This window comes from Paucibacter hankyongi (genome assembly GCF_037482915.1).
GTDB classification, from domain to species: domain Bacteria; phylum Pseudomonadota; class Gammaproteobacteria; order Burkholderiales; family Burkholderiaceae_C; genus Paucibacter_A; species Paucibacter_A hankyongi.
Window position 1 is genome coordinate 640,085 of sequence record NZ_JBBHJX010000001.1, and the last position, 17,435, is coordinate 657,519.

A 17,435-nucleotide genomic window follows, 5' to 3' on the forward strand; every position below is an offset into this window, starting at 1 on the left:
CTCCACAAAAGATTCCGCGGCATGACCAATGCCAGGGGCAACGGCAGCGTTTAGCATGCCGACTGGTATTCAACTGGATTCATCGCATGACGCCACGCCCGCCCAGCCATAGCCGCTTTGCCGCCCTCCTCCTCATGCTGCTGAGCCTGAGCTTGACGGCTGACCTCACTCGGGCCAACGAGCGTCCCGCGACACCGCAAGCAAGCGCACCCAACTCAGCCGCGCCCTACCAGGTCTGGCCACTGACGGCGGATGCAAACGCCGAGGACTTCAGCGACCTGGCACCCTTGGGCCAGGCCTTGGCCGGGGCGCAAGTGGTCGGTCTGGCCGAGCAGACGCATGGCGCCCATGAAGAGTTCGCCTACAAGCTACGCCTACTGCGCTATCTGCATGAAGAGCTCGGCTTTGAAGTGCTGCAGCTGGAGAGCGGCTTCTATGACCTGGGTCGCATCAGCCAGGCCATGGCGCGCGGCGAAAAGCTGGATGATCTGGCATCCGGCAATGTCTTCTTCATGTATTCCAAGAGCGCCGAAGGCCGCCGCATGTTGCAGTACGTCGACCAGACCCAGCAGAGCGCGAATCCGCTCAAGCTGGCCGGCACCGACAGCCAGCACAGCGGCGAGTTGAGCGGCAAGACGCTGCTGCCCGGACTGCAAGCCGCCTTGACAAAGGCCGGCCATCCGGACTTGGTGCAAGGTGAACCCTGGCGGCAGATGAGTCGCCTGAGTTCTGCACTCCTGGCCCTGCAGCGCCAAGCCCCCATGGCGGATGAGCAAACCGCCTTCTTCACGCAAACGAAGCGCATGCGCGCGGCCTTGTGTGGGCCGAAAGCCGCTGGCGGCGCCGCAGCGCCCCTGCTTGACGGCCCCGCTTGGTGGTGCCGGGTGGTCTTGAGTCTGGAGGCGCAAGCGCGCAGCTACTGGAGCCAGGACGCCGACTACCAACGCGACAATGTGATGGGCGCCAACAGCATCTGGTTGACCGAGCAGATGTTTCAGGGTCGCAAGACGGTGATCTGGGCCCATATCGTGCACCTGGCCCGCGGCTTCCAACGCAGCCCGACGCATCTGCAGGCCGGAGAGGTGATGCACCGGCATTGGGGCGGGCGCTATCAGGTGATCCACTTCAGCGCCGGTGGGGGCCAGATTCTGGACTTCGGCTCGATGCAGGCTCAAACCTTGCCGACGCCGGCGGCCGGCAGCCTAGAGGCTCAGTTGATGGCCGGCAAGCCGATGCAACCCTTGCTGCTGCACGCGGCCCGTCCGCTGGAGATGCCGCAATATGCCTTTGAGTACCTCCAACAGGGGGCAGAGACGTCCTTGCGCGAAGGTCAGCTGGGCCGCAACTGGGACTGGCTGGTTTTCTTCCCGAGCGTGCGGCCGGTCAGCATGGTGCGCTAAGCAGCTCAGCGACCATCGATGGATGAGGGGCGAGGGACAACTCCACCCGCCCCGTCATGCTTTCACAGCAGCACGCAGCAACAGCGCGAGACGCCGCACCAGCGGCTCGATCTGCGCTTCCGGGACCTGGGCATAACCCAGCATCAAGCCGGACCATGTGCCACCCCGCCGGCCGGTCTGGTGTTGACTCAAGGCCGGCGCGACGATGCCGGCTTGCAAGGCCTGAGCACTGACGGCTTGGTCGTCGATGGTTAGCGCCGGATCGAAGCACAGCGCCAGATGCATGCCCGCCGACGCACCCTGAACCGTGGCGATGTCGCCCACCTGCGCCTGCAAGGCTTGCACCAAGGCATCGCGACGCTGACGATAGAGCCGGCGCATACGGCGCAGATGCAGACCGAAATGCCCTTCACGCAGGAACTCGGCCAAGGCCAACTGGTCGGCCGCACGGCCACGCGGCGCCGAGCGCGCCAGCAAGCTGTGCAAAGGATTGACCAGCGGCGCTGGCACCACCATAAAACCGATGCGCAAGCCGGGGAATAGCGTCTTGCTGAAGGTACCCAGGTAGATCACCGGTGCGTCGCTGACCACCACGCCATCAAGACCTTTGCCCGGCGTAGCGCCCAAGTCATGTCCCAAGCCTTGCATGGCCGCCAAGGGCGGGCCGTCGTAGCGGAACTCGCTGTCGTAATCATCTTCAATGATGAGGGCACCGATGTGGCGGGCCTGGGCGATCAAGGCCAAACGCCGCTCCAGACTCATCACCGCGCCGCTGGGATATTGATGCGAGGGCGTGACGTAGATCAGCTTCGGACGTTGCTGGCGCCAGTCCTGCGGGCGTGGCGCCATGCCTTGGCCGTCAACCGCAATACCGACTGGCCGCAACTGAGCCGCGCGGAATGCGGTCAGCGCGCCACCATAGCCGGGGCTTTCAATCCAGACCTTGTCGCCGGCATCGGCAAAGGCGCGCGCACAAAGATCGAGGCTGGCCTGCGTGCCATCGGTAATGAAGACCTGTTCGGCACTGCAGCGCACCGCCCGCGATGCGCGCAAATGGGCGGCAATGGCTTGGCACAGCGCCAACTCTCCGGCCGGCGGACCATAGTTCAGCTGCGCCCCGTCGAGCGAGCGCCAAGCCCTGGCCATGAGGCGCCGCCACAGCGCCTGCGGGAAAGCATCCAAGGCCGGCACCCCGGGCGCAAAACCGGCCGCCAGGTCGGAAGCCACCGGCAAACAGGCCAGACTCGCCGTCCGCTGTGACAGGCTCAAGGGAACCTCCACTTGCGCCCGCGACTCATCGTTCGTTTCATCCGCGGCAGCACGAGGCGCCGAAGCAGAAGATAAGGAGGACAGTGGTCGCGCATGCACCACGGTGCCTTGCCGACCGGCGCTGACCCAGCCCTCGCTGGCCAGCTGTTCATAGGCATAGATCACCGTGTTGCGCGCCCAGCCCAGCTCGGCCGCCAGGGCCCGGCTGGCCAGCAAGCGACTACCCGCCGGCAGTTTGCCGCTGCGGATCGCCTCACGCAGCGCCTCGTGCAGCAGACGCTGTCGCGACCAAGTCGCCGGACCCAATCGCTCGGCATGGCCTGAGATCAATAAGGCGTAATCCATGCTCTATTGTCCACGCTTGAATTTGTGGTTCTAAAAAAATTAACTGCATTGGACCTTATCTTGGAACCATCCGATCACTACATTGCGTCCTGCAATTGAGTCCGCACACAAAAACCATCCTGCTCCACCCGCCCTTCATTCGATACGCCATGAACCCTCCCTTGGCTGCCATTCCCTCCGCCACCGCCCCCAGCACGCGCAGTCGTGTGCGCCGCATCGCCGAGAACGCCCGCTACGAGCGCGAAACCGTGTATGCCATCCTCGACGCGGCCTACCTCTGTCATATCGCCTTTAGCGACGAGCAGGGCAGCCACTGCATCCCCACCGCCTGCTGGCGTGAAGGGGACAGTCTCTACATCCACGGGTCCAATGGCAGCCGCATGGTCAAGCACCTGAAGCAAGGCGCGCAGGCCTGCGTGGCCATCACTCATCTGGACGGCTTGGTGCTGGCCCGCTCGGCCTTCAATCATTCGATGAACTACCGCTCCTGCGTGATTTACGGTCAGTTCGAAGCCGTCACCGACGCGGCCGAAAAACGCGCCAGCCTGGATGCCTTCATGCACAAAATCGCCCCCGGTCGCGAACATGAGGCGCGGCCCGGCAATGCCAAGGAATTTGCAGCGACCACGGTGCTGCGCATCCCTCTTGATGAGGCCGCATGCAAGGTACGCAGCGGCCCGCCACAAGACGATGAGCAAGACCTGGCCCTGCCCGTCTGGGCGGGCGTGCTGCCTTTGCGGCAGGAGCAAACGACAGCCATTGCCGCCCTCGACAACGTCGCCCCCGAACCAGCCTATGTGCGGAACTGGCACATGAGCTCGGCCGATTGAAACGAGCGCCAACTGCGTCGATGCCAGGCCGCGCAAAACCATGACTAAAAATCCCAACAGATCGACACTACAGCGTCGATGCGCCCCTCGGGCTCGCGCCTCTTCCCCTCCCGCCCCACGTCTTCACTCGTTCACCCATGTACATCCCACCCTGCAACGCTGAACAAGACCTGGCGACCTTGCACGACTTGATTGCCAAACATCCGCTCGGCACCTGGATCACACTCGCCACCGAAGGACTGACGGCCAACCACATCCCCTTCCTGATTGACCGCGCGCGCGGCCCGCATGGCACGCTGCGCGCTCACGTGGCGCGCGCCAACCCGGTCTGGCGCGAGCTGAGTGGTGAGCAGGAGTCCATGGTGGTCTTTCAAGGCCCTCAGTCCTATATCACGCCCTCTTGGTACCCGACCCGGCTGAACAGCGGCGCGGTGGTGCCGACCTGGAACTACGCCGTCGTGCAGGCCAAGGGGATTGCGCAAGTACAGCATGATCCCGCCTGGATACTGCAAATGATCTCGGACCTGACCGATCAGCAGGAGTCCACACGAGCGCTGCCCTGGAAGGTCTCCGACGCACCTGCCGCCTTCATTGAACGACTGGCCCAGGCCATCGTCGGTATCGAGATTCCACTCGACAGCCTGAGCGGCAAATGGAAGCTGAGCCAAGACGAGGCCCACGCTGACCGCCTCGGCACAGTCGCCGGGCTGGCCGCCAGCATGGACGTGAATTCACAGACCTTGTCGCACATGGTCAATGAGCGAATCGCTTGACCACCCCTTGAATCTCGAAGCTAAATTAAATGAACACCACGTCACTCGCTATCCGCCACGCGCAGCCACAAGACAGCGCGTCCATTGCACCCTTGTTTGATGCCTATCGGCAGTTCTATGAGCAGGCGCCGGACCTGGCTGGGGCGCAGCAGTTCATTCAGGCTCGGTTGACGAACAAGGAGTCCGTCATCTTGTTGGCGCATGACGACCAGGGAACGCTGCTCGGCTTCTGCCAGTTGTACCCAAGCTTTTGCTCGGTCGAAGCGGCGCCGATCTATACCCTCTACGACTTGTTTGTTTTGCCAACGGCGAGGCGTTGCGGCGCCGGGCGCGCCTTGCTTGCGGCGGCGCATGCCTATGCTGCGCAGACAGGCTTTGCCCGCATGGACTTGACCACCGCACGCGGCAACTTTGCGGCCCAAGCCCTGTACGAATCACTCGCTTGGGTGCAAGACCGGGTCTTTCTCAGCTACAACCTCCGTGTGAGGGGCTGAAGTGCGCGCCGGGTTCAAGTCTCGTCTGAGCTTGGCGCTTGGGCTTGCGGTGCGGACAAAGGCAGGTCCAATTCGAACTCAACGCCCTGCCCGGGCTGGCTGCGCACCGAGATGTCTCCGCCGAGCACCGAGTGGATCAAGTTGTAGCTGATGCTCAAACCCAGGCCGCTGCCGCCCTGCCCCATCTTGGTGGTGAAGAAAGGATCGAAGACACGCTCAATGTGTTCGGCCGCAATGCCGCGCCCATCATCGGAATAGAGGATGCGCAAGCGCGGCACATCAATGCCCTCGGCATCTTTGAGCAGGCTGGCGCTGATACGAATCCGCCCACCGCGGCGCGCTTCAAAGCCGTGCAAGATGGAGTTCTTGACCAGATTGCTCAAGACCTGGCCCAGTGGGCCGGGGTAGCTGTCCATCTCCAGATCGGAAGCAATATCTATCTGCCAATCATGGCCCTTGTTCTTCAATTCATTGGCCAAGGTTTCCAGCACATCCTCGACCAGCGCTTGGAGCGCAAAGCGCCGGCGCAGCTGGCTGCTGCGATCCACGGCCACCTCTTTGAAGCTGCGAACCAAGTCGGCCGAGCGGCTCAGCCCGCGCATCAACAATTGCGCTGAATGGGTCACGCCATCGACGAAGTCCTTCAATTCGGAGCGTCGTAAGCCGGACGCCGGTTCACTCAATCGGGCGGCAAATGCCGATGAGTTTTGCTCCAAGGTGCTGGCGGCCAGCAAGCAGTTGCCCAAAGGCGTGTTCAGCTCATGGGCCACGCCCGCCACCAGCGAACCCAAGGCGGCAAATTTCTGCTGCTGTACCAATTCCTCCTGCGTTTGCCGCAGACGAGCAAAGGTGTTGGCGTTCTCAAGCGCAATGGCGCTGTAAGCCGCCAAGGTCACCAACATGTCCAGATGCCAGGCTTGGTAGACGCCGGGCTGCCGGCTGTAGACACCGATCAAGCCGCGCAGCTGACCATTGATCAACAAGGGAGCCAACAAAGCCTCGGCGCAGTCCACGCCAAAAACCTGCAGAGCCGAGTGCTCGCTGGACTTGCAATGCAGGGCTTTGGCTTGCGCCAGACAGGCCCACTCCCAGTCGCCTGCAGAGGACTCGACGGAGCCTGCGCCTGCGCCTGCGCCTGCGCCTGCGCCGTGCGCCTGGCTGAGGCGCCAGCCTGATCGGCTGTGTTCGCCTTCAAAGAGATAGGGGAAGTCCAAACTGCGGCTCACGGGGTCCAGTAGCCCCAGTGCAAAGCCATCCGAAGGCATCAACTGCGCCACATACCCATGGATGCTGCGCAAAATCAAGTCTTGGTCCAAGGTCGCGGTGATTCGACGCCCCATCTCACTCAAGGTGGAGATATTGCCGTGGGCCTGTTCCACGATCTCCTTTTGCCGCTCGACCTCGCGCTTTTCATCGACCAGCAAGGCCATGGTGTCCTCGACGCGTCGCTTTTCCTGACTGAGTTCGGCCGTGCGCGCAGAGACCTGCGCTTCAAGCTGCAACTTTTGGCGCGTCAGTGCAGCCAGCCTTGCGTGAATCATCGCCCAAAGCAAGCCGAGCAAAGCCAGGGCCGAGAAAAGCCGAAACCACCAAGTCGCCCAATAGGCCGGCTGGACCTTCAACTCCAGCCGGATGCTCTCCTCGCTCCAAAGCCCGTCTTTATTGGCGCCCTTGAGCTGAAAGACATAGTTGCCCGGCGATAGATTGGTGTAGCTGGCGATTCGCTGGCCGGCACCCACCGAGACCCAATCCTTGTCATAGCCTTCGAGCTTGTAGGCGTATCGATTGCGCTGAGGGTCGGCGTAATGAAGCGCAGCAAACTCCAGCGACAGGGTTTCATGCGAGCTGCCCAGCGTCAAGCTCCGCAGCTCCGCCAAGGCCGTCGGCAGGGTCAGCCCCTGCACCCGCTGTCCCGGCAGCAAGGGATCGTTGTTGACTCGAATGGCGGTCAGCGCCAACTGCGGCGGAATGGCGTTCTCACGAATATCGTCGGGATGAAAACCGGTCAGGCCGTTCAGGCCGCCGAAATACATGCGCCCGTCGCTGTCCTTGAAGGCCGAGTTGGCGAAGTAAAAGCCTTCGATCATGCCATCTTGCGCGGTGTAGTTCTGGATTTGGTCCGACTCCGGGTCCAAGCGAGAAATACCGGCCGTGGTACTGACCCAGAGGCGCCCTTGCGCATCTTCAAGAATGCCGCCAATCGGGTCGCTGCTCAGGCCCGTGCTCCCCGGCAACCTCCGAAACTGCACCGAACCATCGCGACGCTTGATCAACTCCGTCAGCCCTTGCGCCGTGCCCACCCAAATACGCTGCTTGCTGTCTTGAAACAAATACTGCACCCGATCGCTGAGCAGGCTGTTGGGGTCGGCGGGCTGATTGCGATAGTGCAAGAAGCGCTCACTGCCTGGCATCAAACGGTCGAGGCCCTGATAGGTCGCGGCCCAGACATCGCCGTCCTTGTCGACCAGCAGCATGCGCACATAGTCTTGAGATAGGCTGCCGGGGTCCTTGGCATCGTGTTTGAAGGTACGCAGTTTTCCGCTGCTGGGGTCCAAGCGGTGCAAGCCTCCGCGCGAGCCCAGCCATAGCTGCCCTTGCGGATCACTGCTGATATAACGAATCACTTCAGCGAGTGGATTGTCTGCACTGAAGCTGGGCAGTTTGACCTGGCTGGTCTTGGGGTCCATGTGTTTGAGGACCCAGTCCCAGGCGACTTTGTCCTGCCAGGAGACATGGGTGTCGGAGAAGTTCAAACTCTCTTTTTCATTGCTGCCGAACCGAAAGGTTTGCGCATGACCGCTGCGTGGATTGAGCCGAATCGCCGCGTCATAGGTGGCCAGCCACAAGCCGCGCTGGCCGTCGCTGGTGATGCTGAAGATGCGGTTCTCCACCAGGCTGTTGGCATCGCCCGGCACATGGACATATTTGTTGAAGCCGCCGCTGCCCAAGTCGGCTCGGTAAGCACCCGAGGCCCAGGTGCCAACCCACAAACTGCCGAAGCGATCATGAAAAAGGGAAGTGATGTGCTTGGGTGCTGAATGCGCATCGGCCTCCCGGTGGGCCAACACTTCAAAGCGCTGCTCCTTGGGCTGCCAACGCCACAAGCCCTCGGTTTCCATGCCCATCCACAGCTGCTTTTGCCGGTCTTGCAAGAGCGCCACATAGGCATCGGATCGCGAGCGGGGAACAGCAAACACGCGCGATCCGACCTGCCCTTTTTCGTCCAAGCGCCAGGCTTGAACGCCGATCTCACTGGCCACCCATAGCAAATTCTGTGCGTCCACCAGCACGATCTTCGCCGGCGCCATCGCAAAGGCCATCTGCGAGGCCGTAACTTTCACCGCTGACAAGGTTTGCGCGCCGGGCGACCAGTGATCGACTCCCGACTCAGTGCCAATCCAGAGCTGACCGGACTCATCCACAGACAGCGAAAGCACGCGCGGATGGCTCAGGCCAGCCGTGTGGACTTGGAACTTTTGAATCTGGGTTTGATATTGGTAGAGGCCGCTCTCGGTGCCCACCCAAAGATTGCCCTTCGCATCGGCGCAGATGGCGTTGACCTGCAGATGACCTTGCCCCGATCCCGGGCCGGCTGGCAGCGACAGCGTCTCGAAGTCATCCAATTCCGGGCGATAGCGCTGCAAACCGCGCCGGGTGCCCACCCACAGCTGGCCTTGCGGATCCAACAGCAAGGCCTGCACCCAATCTTCACCCAGGCTGCCGGGCTTGCCCTCGACATGCCGGTAATTCACCAAGCGGTAGCCGTCAAAGCGGCTCAAGCCGGCCTGCGTGCCGATCCAGATAAAGCCATGCTTGTCCTGCGCAAAGGCGGTGACGTTGTCACGCGGCAGGCCCTGAATCTCGGACAGTCGCTCGAAATAGAAGTTGCGCTGACTGGCATGCGCCGCAGCCATCAAGCCAAGCCCGAGCGCCCAGCCCAGCAGCAGACAAGACACCCAGCGAATCTGCCACTGCCACTGCCACTGCCGCTGCCGCTGCCTCAGCCGCTGCCACTGCAACAAACAGCCTGCCGACAGCTCGCCGCCTGGAGCTATCCCCTGCTCTGCACTGCTCCGACGCTGCTTCGCCAAGTCCATGGCCACCCGACTGATTGCCCAAAGTCTCCGACCCATCGTACCCGCAGTTCTGCAAGCGCCAAGCAGGAATACGAGAGGACGGCCTCGGAGAGTTCAGCAGGGTTTGCACGGCACAACGAAGGAGGGCCAAGGAGGTGGCCGAACATCCTGCTCCCCCTTCAATCACCCCTTCCGTGATCCGATCAGTCGAGCAACAAGAGCCCCGGGCATTCCAGCAAGGCGCGAATCGCTTGGATGAATTGCGCCGCCACCATGCCGTCCACGACCCGGTGATCGAAGGACGAAGACAGATTCATCATCTGCCGCCCGACCACTTGGCCCTTGATCATCATGGGCCGCTCGACGATGCGGTTGACACCCACAATCGCCACCTCAGGGTGGTTGATCACCGGCGTGGTGACGATGCCGCCCAAGGCCCCAAGACTTGTCAGCGTCAAGGTCGAACCCGTCAGTTCATCCCGGGTGGCGCGGCCACTGCGCGCGACTTCGGCCAAGCGCCGAATCTCCGCCGCGCAGTCCCACAGGTCCAAGGCCTGCGCATCCCGCATGACCGGCACCATCAGGCCTGCATCGGTTTGGGTCGCCACGCCCAAATGAACGGCCTGGTAGCGGGTCAGCAGGCCCGCATCATCATCCAAACGGGCATTGACTTGCGGGAACTCCCGCGCCGCCCGCGTGATGGCTCGAATCAACAAGGGCAGCAAAGTCAGCTTGCCGCGGCTGGCGGCGTAGCGCTGATTCAACTGCTCGCGCAAGGCCTCCAACTCGGTGACATCCACCTCCTCCACATAGCTGAAGTGAGGAATCCGCCGTTTCGACTCCTGCATCTTCTGCGCAATCTTGCGGCGCAGGCCGGTGATTTTGATGGTTTCGTCGGCAGCTAAAGCGGCTGGGCTGACGCGGGCCGGTCGCGCGGCGCTGGCCTTGGGCTGAGCGGCCACCAAGTCCAGGTCGGCATGCATGATGCGCCCGCCCAGGCCGCTGCCCCGCACCTGGCTGAGCTCCAAGCCTAACTCCCAGGCCCGGCGGCGTACCGAGGGCGAGGCAATCGGCTTGTCGCCGGCGCTCAGGTCTTGCGGACGATGCGCGGCTGCGCTCGCCGCAGGCGGCGTGGCTATCGGCACCACTGGAGCTGCAGCCCTGGCCGGGCTGGCCACGGCGGCAGGGATGGGAGCGATGGGAGCGGCGGCAGGTGCCGGTGCTGGCACGGGCGCAGCCACTGGCGCCGCTGACGCAGTCGCATTGCCCTGTTCACCTTCCACCTCAATACGAATCAACTCGGAGCCGACCCGCATCACCTCGCCCGCCTCGCCGCCCAAGGCCAGCACGCGACCGTGCACGGGCGAAGGGATTTCCACCGTCGCCTTGTCAGTCATCACATCGGCCAGGATCTGGTCCTCGCGAATCTCGTCGCCGACCTGTACCCGCCAGGCCACCAACTCCACCTCGACAATGCCTTCGCCGATGTCCGGCATCTTGATGACATGTTGTCCCATCATTTCTCCATCGCACGTTGCAGGGCTGCGGCCACGCGGGCCGGGCCGGGAAAGTAGTCCCATTCCTGGGCGTGGGGGTAAGGCGTGTCCCAGCCGGTCACCCGCTCGATCGGCACCTCCAGGTGGTAGAAGCAATGCTCCTGCACCAGCGCCACCAATTCGGCGCCAAAGCCGCTGGTGCGCGTGGCCTCATGCAAGACGACGCAGCGACCGGTCTTCTTGACTGACTTAACGATCGTCTCCAGATCGAGCGGCCAGATCGCGCGCAGATCGATGATTTCGGCATCGATGCCAGTCTCCTTGGCCGCCGCCTCGGCCACGTAAACCATGGTGCCGTAGGTGATCACCGTCAGGTCTCGCCCCGGCCTGAAGACCGTGGCCTGATCCAAGGGCAGGCTGTAATAGCCCTCTGGCACCAGGCCCAGCGGGTGGCTGGACCACGGAGTGGACGGTCGGTCATGATGGCCATCGAAGGGGCCGTTATAGAGCCGCTTGGGCTCCAGGAAGATCACTGGGTCATCACACTCGATGGCCGCGATCAAGAGGCCCTTGGCGTCATAGGGGTTGGTCGGCATCACCGTGCGCAAGCCGCAGACATGGGTGAACAGCGCCTCCGGACTCTGGCTGTGCGTCTGCCCGCCATAGATGCCGCCGCCACAAGGCATGCGAATCGTCAGCGGCGCGGTGAAGTCGCCGGCCGAGCGGTAACGCAGCCGTGCCGCCTCGGAAACGATCTGGTCCGAGGCCGGGTAGAAATAGTCGGCGAACTGGATCTCGGCCACCGGCCGCAGGCCGTAAGCCCCCATGCCCACGGCCACGCCGACGATGCCGCCCTCGGAGATCGGCGCATCAAAGACGCGCTGGTCGCCGTACTTGGCTTGCAGGCCGTCGGTACAACGGAACACGCCGCCGAAGTAGCCCACGTCCTGGCCGAAGATCACCACATTCGGGTCACGCGCCAGCATCACATCCATGGCCGAGCGCAGGGCCTGAATCATGGTCATGGGCACTGCCTTGTCTTGTGCTTCTTTCTCAGTCATTCCCGGCCTCCAAAGCGGCGCGCCTCGGCCATTTGCTGCTGCAAATGGGCCGGCATGTCCTTGTAAACATCCTCGAACATCGAGGCAATGCTGGGGATGTGGCCATCGGCCAGAGTGCCGAAGGCCTCAGCCTCTTTTTGCGCCGCGATGACTTCAGCCTCCAGCTCTTTGTGCAGCGCCTCATGCTGCACCTCAGACCATTCGCCCAGATTGAGCAAATGCTGTTTGAGGCGGCCGATCGGGTCGCCAAGCGGGAAGCGTTGCCACTCGTCGGCCGGACGGTATTTGGACGGGTCATCCGAGGTGGAGTGCGGACCAGCGCGGTAGGTCACCCATTCGATCAGCGTCGGGCCCAAATTGCGCCGAGCGCGCTCCGCCGCCCATTGCGATACGGCGTAGACGGCCAAGAAATCATTGCCATCAACGCGAAGCGAGGCGATGCCGCACCCAGAGCCGCGAGCCGCAAATGTCGTACCCTCGCCGCCGGCAATGGCCTGAAAGGTCGAGATCGCCCATTGGTTGTTAACCACATTGAGGATCACCGGTGCACGATAGACGTGAGCAAAGGTCAGTGCCGTATGGAAGTCTGATTCAGCGGTGGCACCGTCACCGATCCAGCCGCTGGCGATGCGGGTGTCGCCCTTGATGGCCGAAGCCATGGCCCAACCCACAGCCTGAATGAACTGCGTCGCCAAATTGCCACTGATGCTGAAAAACCCGGCCCGTTTGATCGAGTACATGACCGGCAGTTGACGACCCTTGAGTGGGTCGCGCTCATTCGACAAAAGCTGGCAGATCATCTCCACCAGCGGCACATCATCGCGGCTCAAGAGCAGGCTTTGCTGGCGATACGTGGGGAAGCACATATCGCCCTCGTTCAGCGCCATGGCATGGGCGCTGCCGATCGCTTCCTCCCCCAAACTCTGCATGTAGAAGGAGAGTTTCTTCTGGCGCTGTGCAATCAGCATGCGGCCGTCGAAGATGCGTGTCTTCAACATGCTTCGCAGGCCGCGGCGCAGTTGATCGGCACTCACCGTTGGCGCCCAGGGGCCGACGGCGTGCCCCTGCTCATCCAGCACCCGCACCAGGCTGTAGGCCAGGTCCGCGGTGTCGACCGCGGCCACATCGATGGCCGGCCTGCGCACCTCACCGGCCGGTGACAGATGCAGATAGGAAAAGTCGGTGTGACAGCCCGGTCGGCCGCTCGGCTCGGGCACGTGCAAGCGCAGGCGCTCGCCACGATCCAGCTCATCGTTGCTACTCATTCGTCATTCACTCCTGCGCGGATCTCGCGCCCAAGCTGCGATGAAGCATGACTTCCAGTCTCGGCGGTAGCGCCTCGGCTGCAAGCATGGGGTGGCAACCGGGGTTGCCGGTCGCTTAGGCCTAGCGTAGCGGAAAAGCGCAGCCCTTTGACCCAAGCGACGGCAGAAAACGCGCCGGAACAAACCCTAGTGAGCGGCTAGCATCTGCACATTGTTCAAGTCACGCGCCAACCGGCACGCGGCCTACCCCTTTCACTCAGCCCATGTCACTCTTCCGTCCAACCCTGGCCGCCCTGGCCCTGCTCCCTGCCCTGACCTTGCTCTCTACGACGGTCAATGCCGCCGAACTGAAACTGCGCATCATGCAGACCACCGATCTGCACATGAACCTGCTCAATTACGACTACTACCAGGATCGTTCGACCGATGAATATGGTCTGGCCAAGACCATCAGCTTGATCCACCAGGCGCGCGAGCAGGCCCACAACAACCTGCTGTTCGACAACGGCGACCTGCTGCAAGGAAACCCGCTGGGCGACATGGTGGCCAAGGTCAAGCCGCTGCCCAAGGGCGCCATCCATCCGGCCTACAAGGTAATGAATCTGCTGCGCTATGACGCGGGAAACCTGGGCAATCACGAGTTCAACTACGGCCTGCCGTTTTTGCGCCAGGCCATTGCCGGCGCCGCATTTCCCTATGTAAATGGCAATGTGATGCTGGCCGGCCCCGGGCCAGCGCGGCACGCTTTCACGCCCTCGGTGCTGCTGGAGCGGCGTTTCATTGACACGGCGGGAAAGGCCCACCGACTGAAGATTGGCGTTATCGGCTTGACCCCACCGCAGATCATGCAATGGGACCGCCCCCATCTCGAAGGCAAACTCACCGTGGTGGACATGGTGGACAGCGCCCGCGCCTTGATTCCCCACTTGCGGGCCAGCGGCGCGGACTTGGTGATCGCCATTGCTCACACCGGTTTTGAAAAAACCAGCCAGCCTCAGTTGGCCGAGAACAAGGCTGCCGAACTGGCTCGCCTACCGGGCCTAGACGCGCTGCTGCTGGGCCATGCCCACAGCGAATTCCCGAGCGCCGCCTTTGCGGAACACCCCGGCGTGGACCTGCGGCGCGGCAGCATTTATGGCGTGCCGACCGTGATGCCGGGACGTTGGGGCGACCACCTCGGTCTGATTGATCTGACCCTGTCGCGACAACACGGCCGCTGGCGCGTCAGCGACAGCCATGCCGAGCTGCGCGGCGTTTACCAACGCGAAACGCGGCGCGCGCTGGTGCCCGCCGACCCGGTCGTCGCGTATGTGATTGCACAGGAGCACGGCGAGACCCTCGCCCATATGCGCGCCCAGGTGGCGCATTCGAGCACACCGATTCACAGCTACTTTGCCCAGGTGCTGGACGACCCTTCGGTGCAATTGGTGGCACAGGCGCAATTGGCCTATATGCGCCGCGCAGTGCAAGGCACCGACTTGGAAGGCCTGCCGCTCTTGTCGGCGGCCGCACCGTTCAAATCCGGGGGACGCCAGGGATGGAGCAACTACACCGACATCCCGGCCGGCCCGCTGGCACTCAAACATGTGGCCGATCTGTATGTCTACCCCAACACCATGAAGGCCCTCAAACTGAACGGCGCCGAGGTGCGCGAATGGCTGGAGATGTCGGCCGGCCAGTTCCGCCAGATCGACCCGGCCGGGCCGACCGAGCAAGAGCTCTTGGATCCGGACTTTCGCGCCTACAACTTCGACATGATTGAAGGCTTGAGCTACGAAATCGATCCCAGCCAGCCGGCCCGATACGACGCCGAGGGGCGACGCAGTGCATCGAACGCAAGGCGCATCGTCGATCTTCGTTATCAGGGTCAGCCGCTGGACGAGACTGCGAGCTTCCTGGTCGTCACCAACAACTACCGCGCCAATGGCGGTGGCGGCTTCCCGGGCCTCAATGCGAGCAAGATCGTGGTCGACGCGCCGGACGAAACCCGTCAAGCGGTGGCCCAGTTCCTAGCCGGTGCGCAGCAATTCAACCCGAGCGCAGACGGCAACTGGCGCATCAAGCCGGTGCCGGGCGTGCGACTGCTGTTTCGCAGCGGCGCGGGCGGCATCCCTTATTTGCCGGCTTTGCCTCGCCTGAGCTTGCTGCGGCAGAACGCAGACGGCTCGGCACTGTTTGAGCTCAAGCCCTGAGGTCGGCCTGCTGTCGCCGCCGCGCAATTGTTCACTGAACTGCAAGGGCACACAGTCGCGGGGCTGACAAGGGTTCGATCAGGCCACACAATAGTCCGCACAACATGCCGCTCAACAGGTCGAGCAACAGGCGGCACAATAGGCCACAGCAGGGGAGCCAAAATATTTGCACGGCAGCGGGGTCAAAACCGAAGGAAGCGCCGATGAAGAATCCTGCGGAACCGTCGAGCGCGCGCTTGGGCTTGGAGCAGATCCAAAGCTTGATGACGCGCATGGAGTTGACTGCCGCTGAACAGGCCTTGGCCCGCATTGAGAGTCGCGTCCTCACTAGCAGCGACGCCCTGCTGGCCCGCATCCTTCGACTGCAATGCCGCATGCAAGCAGACGCCAGTGTGATGGGCACGGCGTGGCTGGAGCAGGCGCTCAATATGGTCGAGCAAGCCGCCCTGCTGCCGGGCGACCCCTTGGTCGAAGCGATCGCCTTGAATTGTCTGGCATTGCTGCAATCGCGCATGCGCCTGCATCACGGCGCGCTGGGCAGCCTGGAGCGCGCCTTTGAACTGGCCGGCATGGCCGCCAATCCGGTCTTGGGTTTTGAATTCCAAGCTTCCCGCGCCCGCATCATGGCCGCGGCCGAAATGCACGAAGACCTGTTGCGCTTGGTGGACGAACTGCTGCCGCAGCGAGACAAGATCCCGGTGGGCGCCCTGCACCGCCTGCTCAATACCGGAGCCACCGCCTGCTTTGTGTTGGCCGACGAACAACTGGCACCGCCCGCTGCGCCGCTCTGGCTGCGCTGCCGAGCTTTGCACCTAGACGCCCTGCATCTGGCCGAGACTCAGGGCCTGAAAGAAGATGGCCTGCTGAGTCACCTGAACCTGTCACTGGTCGAGGCCCTGGTGGGCGGCACCGAAGACGCCAGGGTTCATCTGCAAGCCATCCACCAAAACGCCGACAGCAGTCTGATGACGCAGGTGGCCGGAGCGCGCTGGGCGGTCGAGTTCTCTGAGCTGCTGATCGGTTGGCGGGAACGCGCCAATACCGAAGCCTGGCGGGGTCTGCTGGCCTTTGAACGCCGCGTCGACCAGGAAGGTGCCTCGCTCCAGTTTGTACGCGAATACATCTTGCGTGCGATTGCACGCCACGGTCAGGCCGCCGGTGACGCCGATGCTGCCCTGAACGCCAGCCATACCTTGTTGACGCTGCAAAGGCAGCGCGTTCGAAGCGTCTCATCCACCTTGACTCAGGCCATGCAAGATGTCTTCAGTCTGCAGCGCATGCGCCTGGCCAATGAACACCTGACCCGCCAGGGCAGCCAGTTGGAACAATCACTGGCCGCCCGCAATGCCGAGTTGAGCCAGGCCCTGGGTCGCTTACAGGCCGAAGCCAGCATCCGGCGCGCCGCCGAGGCGGCCCTGCAGCAGGCCAATGATGAGTTGGAAGCGCGTGTCAGCGCCCGCACGCAGGAGTTGGAACTGGCATTGCGTACCGTCATGCAACAGGAAAAGCAGTTGGCGCTAGGTCGGGTGGTGGTGGGCATGGCGCATGAATTGAACACGCCACTGGGCAATGCACGCATGGGCGCCTCGGTCATCCATGACCGCGCGACCGAGTTGGCCCATTGGCTCAGCGACGGACAGGTACGGCGCCAAGCGCTGAGTGAAACCGCCAACTCATTGAGCCAATGCTCCTCGCTGGTTGAACGTTCGCTCGAAAGCGCCACTGTGCTGGTGCAACGCCTGAAGGCGCTGTCACTGGACAGCGCCCAAGAAGCGGCACAAGACTTCGACCTCTGCCGGTTGCTGCACGACACACTGGCGAACGAGCAAGCCCGGCTCTCCGAGGGCGGCATCATCTGCCAGTTTGAAATGCCGGAGCAACTGCCAATGCGCGGCGCCATGCATGCCTTGGGCGACGTGCTGCGAGAGTTGTTCGACAACGCGATTGGGCATGGTCTGAAAAACGCCAACGCGCCGCGCCTGATCATCAGCCTGCGCCAACAGGACGGCCGCGTTCGCATCGGCCTGCGAGACAACGGCTGCGGCATTTCGGCCGAAGCGCTGCCACGCATCTTCGACCCCTTCTTTTGCGGTCAGATGGGCCGCGAAGGCGCCGGCCTGGGCCTGAGCGTGGTGCGCATGTTGGTCGAAGAACTGCTGCACGGCCGTATCCATGTCAGCAGCCAACTGGGTCAGGGCACCTTGGCCGAATTGGATTTACCGCTGAACTGAGGC

Annotated in this window: 11 protein-coding genes; 6 read left to right on the forward strand and 5 right to left on the reverse strand. The window is 62.9% G+C overall.

Annotated elements, in window-relative coordinates:
• Positions 1 to 86 precede the first annotated feature (86 nt).
• Entirely contained in the window at positions 87 to 1,400 is a 1,314-nt protein-coding gene (locus WG899_RS02770; protein WP_339594081.1) for an erythromycin esterase family protein, read from the forward strand.
• Positions 1,401 to 1,454: 54 nt separating this feature from the next.
• Here WG899_RS02770 and pdxR read toward each other — a convergent pair whose 3' ends face one another.
• The gene (gene pdxR, locus WG899_RS02775) at positions 1,455 to 3,014 is read right to left on the reverse strand and encodes a MocR-like pyridoxine biosynthesis transcription factor PdxR (RefSeq protein WP_339594082.1); all 1,560 of its coding nucleotides are present in this window, start codon (positions 3,012 to 3,014) and stop codon (positions 1,455 to 1,457) included.
• 149 nt (positions 3,015 to 3,163) lie between these two features.
• Here pdxR and WG899_RS02780 point away from each other — a divergent pair, with 149 nt between their 5' ends.
• The 3 genes from WG899_RS02780 to WG899_RS02790 all read left to right on the forward strand — a co-directional run bounded on the left by WG899_RS02780 (position 3,164) and on the right by WG899_RS02790 (position 5,111).
• Positions 3,164 to 3,844, forward strand: a complete 681-nt coding sequence (locus tag WG899_RS02780; protein ID WP_339594083.1) for a pyridoxamine 5'-phosphate oxidase family protein — start codon at positions 3,164 to 3,166, stop codon at positions 3,842 to 3,844.
• Positions 3,845 to 3,981: 137 nt separating this feature from the next.
• Positions 3,982 to 4,617 carry an FMN-binding negative transcriptional regulator gene (locus WG899_RS02785; protein ID WP_339594084.1) on the forward strand — a complete coding sequence of 212 codons (636 nt, stop codon included), beginning with the start codon at positions 3,982 to 3,984 and terminating at the stop codon, positions 4,615 to 4,617.
• A gap of 29 nt (positions 4,618 to 4,646) precedes the next feature.
• Positions 4,647 to 5,111, forward strand: coding sequence for a GNAT family N-acetyltransferase (locus tag WG899_RS02790; RefSeq protein WP_339594085.1), 465 nt, complete (start codon positions 4,647 to 4,649; stop codon positions 5,109 to 5,111).
• Positions 5,112 to 5,125: 14 nt separating this feature from the next.
• Here the strand turns inward: WG899_RS02790 and WG899_RS02795 are convergent, their stop codons facing one another.
• From WG899_RS02795 to WG899_RS02810, 4 genes are all read right to left on the reverse strand, one after another.
• Positions 5,126 to 9,208 (reverse strand): two-component regulator propeller domain-containing protein, encoded by a 4,083-nt coding sequence (locus tag WG899_RS02795; RefSeq protein ID WP_339594086.1) that lies wholly within the window; start codon positions 9,206 to 9,208, stop codon positions 5,126 to 5,128.
• Positions 9,209 to 9,390: 182 nt separating this feature from the next.
• Positions 9,391 to 10,704 (reverse strand): dihydrolipoamide acetyltransferase family protein, encoded by a 1,314-nt coding sequence (locus WG899_RS02800; RefSeq protein WP_339594087.1) that lies wholly within the window; start codon positions 10,702 to 10,704, stop codon positions 9,391 to 9,393.
• Positions 10,704 to 11,744, reverse strand: a complete 1,041-nt coding sequence (locus tag WG899_RS02805; RefSeq protein ID WP_339594088.1) for an alpha-ketoacid dehydrogenase subunit beta — start codon at positions 11,742 to 11,744, stop codon at positions 10,704 to 10,706. The genes WG899_RS02800 and WG899_RS02805 overlap by 1 nt, the downstream gene beginning before the upstream one ends.
• Positions 11,741 to 13,009 (reverse strand): 3-methyl-2-oxobutanoate dehydrogenase (2-methylpropanoyl-transferring) subunit alpha, encoded by a 1,269-nt coding sequence (locus tag WG899_RS02810; protein ID WP_339594089.1) that lies wholly within the window; start codon positions 13,007 to 13,009, stop codon positions 11,741 to 11,743. Before WG899_RS02810 ends, WG899_RS02805 begins: the two co-directional genes overlap by 4 nt.
• A 263-nt stretch (positions 13,010 to 13,272) precedes the next feature.
• Between WG899_RS02810 and WG899_RS02815 the strand changes: the two genes are divergently transcribed.
• Together WG899_RS02815 and WG899_RS02820 are read left to right on the forward strand one after the other, a co-directional pair.
• A complete protein-coding gene (locus tag WG899_RS02815) occupies positions 13,273 to 15,201 on the forward strand; it encodes a bifunctional 2',3'-cyclic-nucleotide 2'-phosphodiesterase/3'-nucleotidase (protein WP_339594090.1) in 1,929 nt (642 codons plus the stop codon).
• 203 nt (positions 15,202 to 15,404) lie between these two features.
• Positions 15,405 to 17,432, forward strand: coding sequence for a sensor histidine kinase (locus WG899_RS02820; protein ID WP_339594091.1), 2,028 nt, complete (start codon positions 15,405 to 15,407; stop codon positions 17,430 to 17,432).
• The last annotated feature ends 3 nt before the right edge of the window (positions 17,433 to 17,435 follow it).